Source organism: Paenibacillus sp. LHD-117 (genome assembly GCF_030929555.1).
Lineage (GTDB): Bacteria > Bacillota > Bacilli > Paenibacillales > Paenibacillaceae > Pristimantibacillus.
In genome coordinates this window covers 21,708-34,179 of sequence record NZ_JAVFVT010000048.1, presented here as the reverse complement: position 1 = coordinate 34,179, position 12,472 = coordinate 21,708, and the positions used below count along the sequence as shown (strand labels likewise).

Here is a 12,472-nt window from a genome sequence, read left to right as displayed (position 1 = left end):
TTAAGATAACTACCAGTGTCTACTCCTCCTCATAATGGAGCTTTTACTTACTCTTTATATGCTTCTGATTTGATAAAATTATCGACTAAAAATTTGTCATTCTCATTCAGATTTTCGAAGAGTTCAATGAACTTCTTTTTCGAACTCTCGCTTTCTAATAATGATAATGCTGCTAATGCTACATGCCCCATCTGCCATGGTCCAATAAATTTATTATCTTTCAAAAGTCGGCTTAACTCAGCTAAACGATCCACTATTCGTTGATTGCAATATTTTCGTTCTATCGCTTTGAACATTGACATGGTTACTACACCAAAATTATGGTCCTCCATGCAAAAAATTAAATCTTCATTTTTTATAGTATTATTTTCAATTTGTTTTACCAATTCGGCAACTGAAGCCATTTAAATCATCTCCTAACAGTTTTATTCATCTCGGGGTTTAAATCTGTCAATGATATATTGTTTCTCTTCTTCAAAGTTTTTTTGGAGTTGTTTTGCTACATTGTCCAACCCCAATCTTTTTGCCTCTTCAATTTCAATAGTATAAGCTTTAAGTTCATCATCAATCCTGGCTTCCCAATCTCGATACGATTCAGCAGCCGACGGAAAATTTTTAGTCTTTGCCTCTAAAAAATGACTATACTCATGCCGTAATGCACTCATGGAGGCTTCTGGATCAATTAATATCTGACCAGGTTCTCCTTTTTTAAGTGGGCCATAACCCATACTGCCTTCTCTATATACCACTTCAACTCCATTATTTTTGAGCTCATCTATAAGTCTATTCCACTCTTCTGGATGTGAGATAGATCCTGCCCCGAATACATCCCTAAACGGATCAGCGGGGTTTAAGAAATGAGTTATTTGTTTTCCTTTTTTAATAATCTCATCAATTTCTCCTATCCCACCACCCACAACTTCATCCTTAATTTCCTTAGCATCGGCCGGGGAATTACCCAACGCATTCTTAATACCATCTATTAACTCTTTCACTTTAGGTGTAGCTTTTGCAACAGCTTTGGCTACAATAGGGTAGCTAAGAGTTATAGCCCCTGCTATGGCCTCGACGGCTTTTGTAAGATTCTTGCCGTAGGTTCGGGCTTCCTCATAGCTGGCTTGTCCGCCCGATACCTTCGCATAGTTGTTAATAAGATACTGGAAAGGTTCGACATATTCCTGCTTGACTGCGCCCGCCATCGCGCCGAATAAGCTGTTGATTGTTATTTCGCCATTCATGATGCCCTTGGCCAGTTCGGTCAGCTGCGGAACTGTTTTAGTCCAAAATCCCGCGCTCATCGGATTCAAAGCCGCTACTGTTTCCAAACTACTATAAGCATCTTCCGCAAGCTGCGTTACCATGCCGTCCGCAATCCCGAAGTACGTGACTTGCTCACGCAGGAAAGATAAATCGTTGGTTGGGCTGTTCTTCCTGCCTAGCCCTGTATCCGTAATGGCGAATTTGACCAGCTCTTTCGTCACCATTCCTTCTTTGCCAAGATCAACCCCATCCTGCTTGAACATCGAGGCTCTGGCATCGCTCTCCAGCAGCTTCTGATAAGCAAATACCGCTACGAAGGTTCCCTTGTCGTATCTGCCGGTTATCGGACCCTCGTAGATGTTCATCTTCGCCAGCGACTTCTGCAGAGCCGCCATATCCGTATCGGCAATCGTTACGTTGACTTGATTGATCCGCTGGTTGATTGCCGCATTCATACTTTCCGCCGCCGATCGATTCATCAGCTTGTCCAGATCGCCGACCAGCTTATCAATTTCTAATGTTGCACCCTGCGCTACGTTCTTGCGTCCTTCGTTCATATAATAGTCGGCTTTGGTACGAACGCCTTCCACGACGGCCTCTAACACTTTGTTCCTCGCCTGCAATACCTTCTCATTCGCTGCGTCCATCGCAAACTCCGGCAGTGTTAAGTCTCTCGCGATGTACTTATTGGCAGCGGTCAACAGGTTTTCGATCGTTTGTTTCGGATTGGTCGGTAACCTGGTGTTGTCATTCGGCGCAATCACTCCGGCATCCATATCCCAAATCGTCTTCTTGTAATCGTACAACGTGCTTAATTGTTGATCCAGCTTCGTAGTACCGCTTTCCCCCGCACCGAATGAAAATCCTTTCACGGAATCGGAAAGTCCTAAATTATTGGCTTTCGTCACTAATGCATTCACGTTTTTACCTAACGCGTAAACCTCATCTTGTTGATCCGTGTTGCCTCTTTCTGTCCAAGACCGAATCTTATATTCGATCGCATTTCGGAAAATCTTATTGAATTCGGTATCCAGATTTGCCGTTAAAGTGGAATTACGATCTGCAGCGGCCGTTCCGATATTTTTATAAGCCTGATCCAATTGAGCGGACGAAGCTCCGTTTGTTACCGAAACCCAGAAGTCCCGCTTGGCTGCTAAAACCTGTCTATTCGCGTTATCCATCGCTACGGCTGCATCCATACCGGCTTGTGTAATACCCAGCTTATCCTTAACGGTTGCCTTTACTTTCCCCAGCGTACCTCCCGCATCCGAGATCAGGTTTTCGGCGTTTTTCCATTCTTTCGCCTTAATGTGGAGAAGCAACCCATCCGCGCTTGCCGCACTAACGGAGGCATTACGCCGTATACTCAGATCGGAACCGTTTTGTGTAAGCATCTTTTGCAATTCTGTGAGTTTTGATATTGCACTGTCATAGAGACTCTTGGACAAATCCGCATTGAAAGCATCACGCAAACTTAGGAATGCTTTATTGTTGGCTTCCTGCTTCGTTGATACAAGCAAGCCGTCCAGCCCCTGATTGGTTTTTAGAAGCTGATCGATCTGCGTTTTTTCGACATTCGCTGCTGCCGTGTTTCCAGTATCAATCGCTCCCCAGTATCGCTTTCGCAGCTGCTCGAGCTCCTTGTTCACAACATCGGTCTTCGTCTCCCTGAACAACCCGAAACCGCTTAAAGCGGTATGCATCGACTTATATAAATCCTGCAACTCTGCTTCACTTGATGACAAAGAAACGTGTTGCGTGACTGTAGAAACAGGAAGCACAGAACCGTCTTTTGGATTTATCCCTGTATTGTAGGATGGAGACACAGAACCGCCTTTTGGATTTACGCCAGTATTGTTGGAAGATTCATATTTGTTCATCCCGGTGTAAGTTAACACTTTACCTACTGTCGATTGTTGAGCCGATTGCATCGAAAGCTCATTGCGAGACAACGTTGCATATCGATCCCATTTGTCGGCCGTCTTCCAGATGATATCGTTGGCGACTTGATCAAAGGCTGTGCTCCGATTATCGCTAATCAGCAAGGATTTAAAAGCATGGTTATTTCGATAGGTTTGTTCGGCATACTTATGCTGCTCCGCTTTGTTCCAACCCTCCGCCGCATTCGTGTTCCAGTAAGCCACCCGATGTCCAATAATCGTCCGATTAGCGGTATCCATGCCGTAGACCGCTTGACTGGATAAACTTGCGCCATTCTGGATTGTCTTTTCCATTCTTGCCTTCGCTTCAGACATACCCGATGTATTCAAGTTCATCTGTTGCGTATAGTAATCTTGTTTGGCTCGCAGGAACTGCTGGTTTTGGGTTTCTAACCGTTCCATCTCCGCTGTTTCCTTCACGTATCGATTACCGCGAAGCTTTTCCGCCGCTGATGCAGCTTTGTTCATCCCCGCTTGATCCAAGTTTAGATAAGCATTCCACCAGCTTTTCTTTTCTTGAAGCAACGCCTTTTCTCCTGATAATTTTTCATCCAGAAGCGTTTGATAGCGACGGTTAACCGCATCAGACTCAGCTGTGTCTTGAGCACCTTGGGCTCGGAGTTCGTCGCCTTTCTTCTTAATCGCATCAAGATTTGCGATTTCCGCAGGGCGATTGCCGCTTTGCAGCCTAGCTTCCCACCATTGCACTTTAACTTGCAGCAGCTGCGAATTCAACTGCTGCTGCTTCTGGCGTTCAGTTTCTCTTGCTTGCTCCTGTTTCTTGGCCTCGGACTGCTTCAGGCGTTCGGCATCGTACCGTCTCATCTCATCCGTCTCTACCGCCCCCATGCTTCGGTACAGCTCGCCCTTTGCCTTTGCGTCCTTCATCCCTTGTTCATTCCCGCTATCGTATGCATCCCACCACTGTTTCTTGGAGGCAAACAAGTTGGCGTTGAGTTCGTTTTGCTTTAAAGCCTCCCACTTCGCCGAGTTTTCAATATCCAGCTTTTTGGCCGCTTCCGTTTCTACGGCTCCCGCCTGACGAAGCGTGTTTCCCTTCGCTTTTGCTGCTTCCATAGCCTTTTCATCATTGCGGAATCTGGCATCCCACCACTCTTTTTTCGCAGCTTCCAGTTGACTATTAAGCTCGGCCTGACTGGGCTTCTGATAAGTCGTAGAACCGCTCGTTGATGTTGTTGTCGTGCTATTCGATGGTGATGAGGGTACGGGCAAATACTTGGTATGATCTACTTTGGTGGAGGCAAGAGGGCCTAAGCCTGAAGGAATAGTAATAGGCGGGCCTGGTAGATTTCTTGGCGGTAATGACCCATTCAATCCGACAATCGACATAACATCATCCTTTTTTTCCTGAAATAGTCTACTGTTCCTCAATATACATGACTATTCGAGTATTTAAAATAGGAACTTTTGTCGGATTATGTCAAAAATCCCGCAGCCTCTGAAAGCTGCGGGATCTCTATTTATATGATACGACCGACCTATGAAACCATCGTCCCCCGCCCTGCCGGCACCCAACACTTGAACGTGCTGCCCTTGCCCGGCTCGCTGGTTACCATGATATGGCCGCCTATCATGGCGAGGTAGCGGTGACTAATGGCGAGGCCGAGACCGGTGCCGCCGTACTTGCGGGTCGTGGACGCGTCGGCCTGCGTGAACGGCTGGAACAGCCGCTTGAGCTGCTCGGCGCTCATGCCGATGCCGGAATCGGCGATGACGAAGCCGTATCCCGGATTACCGCTCACCGTCTCCGCGTACGTCTCGAAGCGCACGGTCCCTTCATGCGTGAATTTGCTGGCGTTGCTGAGCAGGTTCAACAAGATTTGGCGCAGCTTCATGGCATCGGTCTCCAGCTCGCCTTCCGCTTCGGCCGTCTCCAACCGGTTGCCTCCCCCTTCGACGAGCGGACGGATCGTCGTGACGACTTCCCCGATCAAGTCGGATATCGAGATCTTCTCGTAGTACATCTCCACCTTGCCCGCTTCGATCTTCGATATGTCCAAAATATCGTTAATCAACGTAAGCAGATGCGCGCTCGCCGTCCGGATCTTGCCAAGGTCGTCCGCTAACGAAGCTTCGCCCATCTCCTCGGCTTCTTCCTTCAGCATCTCGCTATAGCCGATGATCGCGTTCAGCGGCGTCCGCAGCTCGTGACTCATGTTGGCGAGGAACTGGCTCTTGATCTGGCTCGCTTCGATGGCTTCGTCGCGGGCCTGGGATAGCTCAAGCGTCCGCTCCCTCACGATTTGCTCCAATTGATCGTTCAGCTCGCGAAGCTCCTGGTTCACCTTGTGAATTTCCGTCGTTTTGTCTTCGATCTCTGAATCTTTGTAGGTGAATTTATTGGAGATATAAATGCCGATAAGCGAAAGCCCGAGCGTAAACAACGTTCCGCCCGAGATGAAGTACGCGAGCCGCTTCTGATCAAGGATCAAACCCGACCCCGCTAGTTCGGAAATCTCGCCTACATCGAAATGCGCGGCATACATGCCGACGTAATGCATACCGGCCACCGCGGCGCCCATAATGAGTCCGCTGGCGATTTTTTTGGTATGGTAGCCCCGCTCCCCTGCTCCGTCCCTGCGGAAATAAAACGACAACCATAGCGCCGTAATGGCGGCTACGATGGCGATAACTACGGATAAAGCGACGTATCCCGGGTTGTAGCGGATATCGATCATCATCGCGCTCATGCCGATGTAATGCATCGCGACGATGCCCGCGGCCAGCAGCACGCCTCCGGTCAAAATCCGGCGAATCGTCGGCTGCCGCCTTCCCACGATATGCAGAGCGGCAATGGAAGCCGCGATTGCGACAACCACCGATAACACGACGGTCGGGATATGATAGGCAACGGGAACGGGAAGCGAGAAGGCGAGCATGCCGACGAAATGCATCGACCAAATGCCCATGCCCATCGCGCACGCGCCCATGAGCAGCCACATCCACCGGTTCCGCCCCTCCGTCGTGCCGATCCGGTTGACCAGATCGAGAACGGTATACGAAGCGACGGCCGCCACGATATAAGAGAAGATCACCAAAATTAAGTCATACGTACCGTGATCGTGATGCATGCTGCCGACCTCATTCCTGTTCATGGTTTTTTCTGGAATGTGTTCTCATTCGACGGCAAGCGATTATTTTCCTCCCAATACGCTGATGAATCCTGCTCCTAGTAGACCAATCCTGTAAAACGTTGCCGCAGCGGTAGTTCTTAAGCGCTAACGGAAGCGGTCGACTCTATTCGGCTCATTTTAGACAATTTGAATATCTAACGGATGTATGGAGCCTTATTAGGCTTTTTCTACCTGAAAAACTACAATTTTCAATCGATTAAGAGCCTTGAGTTCCGTTAGATATCCAGAAAGGCTCATAATCCCGTCATAAGAGCGCTGAGTTCCGTTAGATCATCGAATGGTGACGGCATGCTCGGAACGATCCTCTAGTTCGCCGCTACCAGCTCATTTTTTACGGTCCTAGAAGAATATAGTCGAAATATCTCGGATTTCATTCTATACTATTACATAGAATGTTAAGTTGCACCAATTCCAATCGACTCTATTACATACGCAAATGAGGACTGCCTACCTATGGACGAGTTATGGATGAAAAATGCCACGTTCCTGATCGTGGACGATCAGGACTATAACATTAGCCTTCTTCAGCGAATTTTGAATCGCGCCGGGTATTCGAATCTGGTGACAACCACGGATCCGACGCAGCTGGAGACGTTGTACCGCGCGCACCAACCCGATATCGTGCTGCTAGACTTGCATATGCCGGGCATGGATGGCTTCGAGGCGTTGCGTTACTTGCGTGAATGGAAGCCGGAAGGCGACTATTTGCCCGTTCTGGTCCTTACGGCGGATGTCACGCCCGAAGCGAGGAAACGAGTGCTTCACGAAGGAGCCAACGATTTTATAACGAAGCCGTTCGACCGAACCGAGGTCGTTCTTCGTATTCAGAACTTCCTCGCTACGCGATTCTATCATCTGCAGCTACAGGAGAAGAATCACGATCTGGAGCGGCGAGTACGCGAGCGGACGAAGGCGCTTGAGCTTGCCCAGGCCGAAATTCTTGACGTATTGGGCCGCACGGCGGAGTACCGAGACGACGAGACGGGTCAGCACACTGAGCGGGTGGCGGACTTGGCGGTCAAAATCGCCCTTGCGCTCGGCTTGCCGGCGGAGGAAGCTGCGCTGATCGGGCGCGCGGCTCCGCTGCACGATATCGGCAAGATCGGCATTCCGGACGGCATCCTGCTGAAGCCCGGCCGGTTCACCCCGGAGGAATTCGCCAAGATGAAGCTGCATACGGACATCGGCGCCAGCATTTTGGAAGGGAGCCGCTTCCCCGTTCTGCAGGTCGCGAGAATCATCGCGCTCACCCATCACGAGAAGTGGAACGGAGCCGGCTACCCGAGCGGGCTTAGCGGGGAGACCATCCCCCTCGCCGGCCGGATCGTGGCGATCGCGGACTTCTATGACGCACTCACGCACGAGCGCCCGTACAAGCGGGCATGGACGCAGGAAGAAGCAATCGCGGAGATTCGGATCCAATCCGGGCAGCATTTTGACCCCAAGGTGATCGAGGCGTTCTTCTCCGTTATCGAGAACGGACTTACGAATGATAATACGACAAAGGAGGGCATCGGAGGATGAAAGGCATGATTTTTACAACGTTTCTGGAAATGGTGGAGAGCAAGTTCTCGCTCTCGCTAGCGGACGATATTATCGTCGCGGCGGATCTGCCCTCGGGCGGCAGCTACACGACGGTCGGCACGTACGGCCACCAAGAGATCATCGCGCTCGTCGTGCAGCTCAGCGACCGAACGGGTATCCCCGTAGCCGACCTCGTCCAGACGTTCGGACACTATTTGTTCAGCTATTTGGTAGAGAAACATCCTTATTTCATGGAAGAAAACGTGAATGTATTCGATTTCCTGCAGCGGGTGGACAGCTATATCCACGTTGAAGTACGCAAGCTGTATCCGGGAGCCGAGCTTCCTTCCTTCGAATTCGACGCATCCGTCCCCGGCCAGCTCATCATGATCTACCGCTCCGCGAGACCGTTCGCCGACCTTGCCGAAGGACTCATCTTGGGCTGCATCGAGCATTACGGGGAACGAATCGAACTGCGAAGAGACAATCTGACGGACGGCACGTCCGCCCGGTTCGTTCTGACCAAAGCGGGGTGAGCGGATTGACAGACGACATTGAGGTACTCCGCAGGCAGCTGGAACGGGAAAAACGCGCGCGCAAGGAAGCGGAGCGGATCGCCGAGGAGAAAACCCGCGAGATTTATTACGTAAATCAAGAGCTCCGGCAATTGAACGATCAGTTGGAAGAACTCGTGAAGGAACGTACGCAGGAGCTGTCCCAAGCCCGCGACGAAGCCATCGAAGCGAGCCAGATCAAGAGCCAGTTCCTCGCCAATATGAGCCATGAGCTGCGCACGCCGCTGAACGCGATTATCGGCTACAGCGAGATGTTGAAGGAAGAAGCCGACGAGATGGGCGAAGCCGCCTTCTCGGACGATCTGCACAAGATCCACACGGCAGGCCGTCACCTGCTCACGCTGATCAACAGCATCCTGGATCTGTCCAAGATCGAAGCCGGCAAAATGGAGCTGTATTACGAGCCGATCGAGCTGCCTTCCCTGATCGGAGACATCGTCGCCACCGCGGAGCCGCTGATGGCGTCGAACCGCAACCGGCTCGCCGTGGACTATCCGGACGGACGGATTCATTCGGACGCAACGAAGCTGAGGCAGATCTTGCTGAACATCATCAGCAATGCCGCGAAGTTCACGGAGGACGGGACGGTTACCTTGTCCGTCGTTTACGAGAGCGAGGAAGGCGTGCCGGGCATCACCTTCCGCGTGCGCGACACCGGCATCGGCATGACGCCCGAGCAGGCGGCCGACGTATTCCAGGCGTTCAAGCAGGCGGACTCCTCCACGACCCGGAAGTTCGGCGGGACCGGACTCGGGCTTGCCATCAGCCAGAACCTGTGCACCATGCTCGGCGGCACGATCCGCCTCGACAGCAAGGCTGGCGTTGGCTCCGTCTTCACGGTCTGGCTTCCCTTGGTGGAGGCGTCGGAATCGGAGCCGAACGTGGCGGTCATGCCGCCGCGCTCGCGGGATCGCGCGGCCGGCGCCGATGAAGGCGTGTCCGGCGTCGGCACGGTGCTCGTTATCGATGACGATCCGGCCATGCTCGGGCTGATGCAGCGCTATTTGGGCAATGCGGAATGGAACGTAACGCTGGCCCAATCGGGGCAGGAAGGCATCCGGCTCGCGAAGCTGCTGCGGCCCGCCGTTATTTCGCTCGACGTGCTCATGCCGGGCATGGACGGTTGGAACGTGCTGACGATGCTCAAGAACGATCCAGAGCTCGCGCATATTCCGGTCGTCATGATTTCGATGCTGGAAGATAAGCAGCTGGCTTATGCGATGGGCGCTTCCGAATTCGTCACGAAGCCGGTCCATCGGGACAGGCTGGTTTCCATCATCGAGAAGTATGTTCCCGATGAGCGGCGGCAGGCCCACTCGGTACTCGTCATCGAAGACGACGCGCTGACCTCCGACATGATGACGAAGCTTCTTCGCAAGGAAGGCTTCCGCGTCATGCAGGCCGGCAACGGCAATCTCGCGCTCGATTGCGTTCGGCGGGAAGCGCCGAGCTTGATTTTGCTTGATCTCATGATGCCGGAGATGGATGGGTTCGAATTCGTGAAGGTGCTGCGGGAGCATGAGGAGTGGCGGACGATTCCGGTCGTCATCGTCACCGCGAAGACGATCACGGAAGAGGATCGGGACAGGCTGAGCGGCTACGCCAAAAACATCGTAAGCAAAGGGCAGTTGAATCGCGAAGAGCTTGTGCAGGAAATTCATCAGCTGATCGCCCTGTCATCGGGAACAGCGGAGGAGGATGGTGACTATGCCTAACATACTGCTCGTGGAAGACAACGAAATGAACCGTGACATGCTGTCGCGCCGCCTGATTCGCAAGGGCTTCGACGTGGAGATGGCGGTGGACGGACAGCATGGCATTGACCTCGCGAAGTCGCGTCAGCCGGACCTCATCCTCATGGACATGAGCTTGCCGGTCGTCGATGGCTGGAACGCGACGCGCGCGCTGAAGGCCGATCCGGAGACGCGCCACATCCCGGTTATCGCGCTGACCGCCCACGCCATGACGAGCGACCGCGACCGCGCCTTCGAAGCCGGCTGCGACGACTTCGACACCAAGCCGGTCGAATGGTCGCGGCTGCTGGAGAAGATCGGGGCGCTGCTGGGGCGCGGGGGCGGAGTGAGGAGCGCGGCGGATTAGGGCTGCCGTCAATTTGGCGGCTAGCCTTAGAATCTGACCATAATCGACCTGTTTAATGTATCGGTATAGCGTTATTTAGGTAATAAAAGAGTAAAGCATGACGTGCGTTTATACGGGCACTACATGGTTTAGATGTGTTATTGGTTGAATGATGGCTTCATTCGGCACTGGGGAGCCCCACCACAGAAAAGAACCTTGAAGGGCGCGAAGCCTACCAAGGCTCAAAATTAATCATTGTTATTATTACAAGGATTTACTTACTAACGGTAACATTTTATGAGCTAGGTTCTCCATAAAAATAATATCATCTGCGCTACTTTTAATCGGACATAGGCAATAGCCCGTGTCCTCATGGTACATCAACTTAAACGGAATATTGTTAATTTCAAAAGTCCAGTATCTTGAATATATTCCCTCAAGTTTTTCAACAACTTTTGCGTCCATCTGGGTTTTAAGGATATTTGTTAAAGTATAAAAATCATCCCATAACTCAAACCCGACAAACTCAAAATCAACTCTTCCATCATTAGCGATGTGCTTTACGATTCTAACCACTTGAAACCTCCTCTCACTTTAATCCCAATGATTCATTTACACTTTTCCTTGATTTTTGATAAATTCCAATCATTCTCAAATTCCTATGGTAATCATACCCTTTATGGCGCATGACAGGCTTAACATCAAACCAGTCCCGAAAAGACAGTGCGAGTTGATTGTAGAAGTTCACTGTCACTCCATGATATTCAATAGCAACGTTGTCAATGGAAAGCTACACGTTATTCATGCGTTCCCCCACTGGCAAAACTTTTAACGGATTTGCCGCTGGTATTATGTTGATGAGGGAGTGGGAGGCTAGCCTTACTACATGACCTACTCTTTATGTAAACTGGTCGTCACCAGATTGCTTTCTTCGTCGTAACTATCGCTATTATGTTCAGTTTTGTTGCGGACATAATCAAAATTATTCAACTTCACCACCCTTACTCTTAATTGTCGTACCATCCATCCTAGAAGATGCGATTCATTGCCTTTCCATCATCTCTATCGGAGCGGCATATTCTATAGTTGCGATGGATTTTGAAAAAACGCAAGAAAACGAAGATAACTAAAAACAGGTCAATCATGGTGGTATCTAACCATAATCGACCTGTACATTGTAACGTAATAGCGTTATTTAGGGTATAAACTTCAAGCATTTACGTGCGTACACACGAATTGGAGAAATCTTTATACGGGTAATAAATGGGTTATATGTGTTATTGGTTGAATGATGGGTTCATTCCGTACTGGGTAGCCGCCCAATGAAAAAGACTCTGAAGAGGTAAAATTACCTCTATCAGAGTCAAGTCACAATTTAGATTTTTTCACCTAGTATTGGTGAAATTTTCTCGAAAGAATCAGAATCAAAACCTTGTGATAATAATTGAGACTCCACTAAATCTAAGACATCGTAATATGCAAAATTTGAACCCAACCTGTAACATTTATCCTCGGCACTTTCGTCTACAGGCACAACCAACGTTTCGTTGTACTTCTCATGAATAAGTGTAATTAAATCGCCTAGAAAATCTTTTAGCTGTTTATCCATTTTCATCTACTCCTTAAAATGTCTTCAAGAATTTCTTTTTGTTCCATCTGTCTTTGAATGTCTGATGGCCACTTTTTATTTATTAGTGCTTCCTGTTGCCTTGGGTCTAAATCCCTGAAATTAGGTATGTGCGCCTCAGGATTGCGAATCTTATCTTGATGCTCGGCTATTTGTTTATCAAGTGATTGTATACCTTTTTGAATTTCTTCATTTGATTTGCCAACATACTGATTATAAAAGCCAGAGTGCTTTCCTCCGCTTTTCGCGGCATTGAAAGCATTTCCCGTCCCCTAAGTTGTAATCTTAAAATCTCTTATAGAAAAGGTGGTA

The 12,472-nt window shown here is 50.0% G+C and carries 9 protein-coding genes; 4 read left to right on the top strand and 5 right to left on the bottom strand.

Translation table 11 applies throughout. The features are described 5' to 3' along the window. Positions 1 to 47: 47 nt before the first annotated feature. From RB620_RS27165 to RB620_RS27155, 3 genes are all read right to left on the bottom strand, one after another. Positions 48 to 404 carry a hypothetical protein gene (locus RB620_RS27165; RefSeq protein ID WP_308099889.1) on the bottom strand — a complete coding sequence of 119 codons (357 nt, stop codon included), beginning with the start codon at positions 402 to 404 and terminating at the stop codon, positions 48 to 50. 21 nt (positions 405 to 425) lie between these two features. After that, positions 426 to 4,550 (bottom strand): hypothetical protein, encoded by a 4,125-nt coding sequence (locus RB620_RS27160; protein ID WP_308099887.1) that lies wholly within the window; start codon positions 4,548 to 4,550, stop codon positions 426 to 428. 149 nt (positions 4,551 to 4,699) lie between these two features. After that, on the bottom strand, positions 4,700 to 6,292 hold the full coding sequence (locus tag RB620_RS27155; RefSeq protein ID WP_308099885.1) for a sensor histidine kinase: 1,593 nt from the start codon (positions 6,290 to 6,292) through the stop codon (positions 4,700 to 4,702). Between the two features lie 516 nt (positions 6,293 to 6,808). Here RB620_RS27155 and RB620_RS27150 point away from each other — a divergent pair. Genes RB620_RS27150 through RB620_RS27135 form a run of 4 tightly spaced genes read left to right on the top strand, consistent with a single transcriptional unit; the run spans position 6,809 to position 10,554 of the window. Beyond that, the gene (locus tag RB620_RS27150; protein WP_308099883.1) at positions 6,809 to 7,879 is read left to right on the top strand and encodes an HD domain-containing phosphohydrolase; all 1,071 of its coding nucleotides are present in this window, start codon (positions 6,809 to 6,811) and stop codon (positions 7,877 to 7,879) included. Further along, positions 7,876 to 8,415: a heme NO-binding domain-containing protein gene (locus RB620_RS27145; protein ID WP_308099881.1), complete on the top strand. Its 540-nt coding sequence runs from the start codon at positions 7,876 to 7,878 to the stop codon at positions 8,413 to 8,415. Before RB620_RS27150 ends, RB620_RS27145 begins: the two co-directional genes overlap by 4 nt. A gap of 5 nt (positions 8,416 to 8,420) precedes the next feature. Beyond that, the gene (locus RB620_RS27140; RefSeq protein WP_308099880.1) at positions 8,421 to 10,169 is read left to right on the top strand and encodes an ATP-binding response regulator; all 1,749 of its coding nucleotides are present in this window, start codon (positions 8,421 to 8,423) and stop codon (positions 10,167 to 10,169) included. Continuing rightward, positions 10,162 to 10,554, top strand: a complete 393-nt coding sequence (locus RB620_RS27135; RefSeq protein ID WP_308099879.1) for a response regulator — start codon at positions 10,162 to 10,164, stop codon at positions 10,552 to 10,554. The genes RB620_RS27140 and RB620_RS27135 overlap by 8 nt, the downstream gene beginning before the upstream one ends. A 243-nt stretch (positions 10,555 to 10,797) precedes the next feature. Here RB620_RS27135 and RB620_RS27130 read toward each other — a convergent pair whose 3' ends face one another. After that, a complete protein-coding gene (locus RB620_RS27130) occupies positions 10,798 to 11,109 on the bottom strand; it encodes a hypothetical protein (RefSeq protein ID WP_308099878.1) in 312 nt (103 codons plus the stop codon). A 799-nt stretch (positions 11,110 to 11,908) separates the two neighbouring features. Beyond that, on the bottom strand, positions 11,909 to 12,142 hold the full coding sequence (locus RB620_RS27125) for a hypothetical protein (RefSeq protein ID WP_308099876.1): 234 nt from the start codon (positions 12,140 to 12,142) through the stop codon (positions 11,909 to 11,911). Between the last annotated feature and the right edge of the window lie 330 nt (positions 12,143 to 12,472).

Bases quoted from the DNA above. Each gene is read 5' to 3' on its own strand.
- RB620_RS27165 (WP_308099889.1), bottom strand. From the start codon at position 404: ATGGCTTCAGTTGCCGAATTGGTAAAACAAATTGAAAATAATACTATA.
- RB620_RS27160 (WP_308099887.1), bottom strand. From the start codon at position 4,550: ATGTCGATTGTCGGATTGAATGGGTCATTACCGCCAAGAAATCTACCA.
- RB620_RS27155 (WP_308099885.1), bottom strand. From the start codon at position 6,292: ATGCATCACGATCACGGTACGTATGACTTAATTTTGGTGATCTTCTCT.
- RB620_RS27150 (WP_308099883.1), top strand. From the start codon at position 6,809: ATGGACGAGTTATGGATGAAAAATGCCACGTTCCTGATCGTGGACGAT.
- RB620_RS27145 (WP_308099881.1), top strand. From the start codon at position 7,876: ATGAAAGGCATGATTTTTACAACGTTTCTGGAAATGGTGGAGAGCAAG.
- RB620_RS27135 (WP_308099879.1), top strand. From the start codon at position 10,162: ATGCCTAACATACTGCTCGTGGAAGACAACGAAATGAACCGTGACATG.
- RB620_RS27125 (WP_308099876.1), bottom strand. From the start codon at position 12,142: ATGGATAAACAGCTAAAAGATTTTCTAGGCGATTTAATTACACTTATT.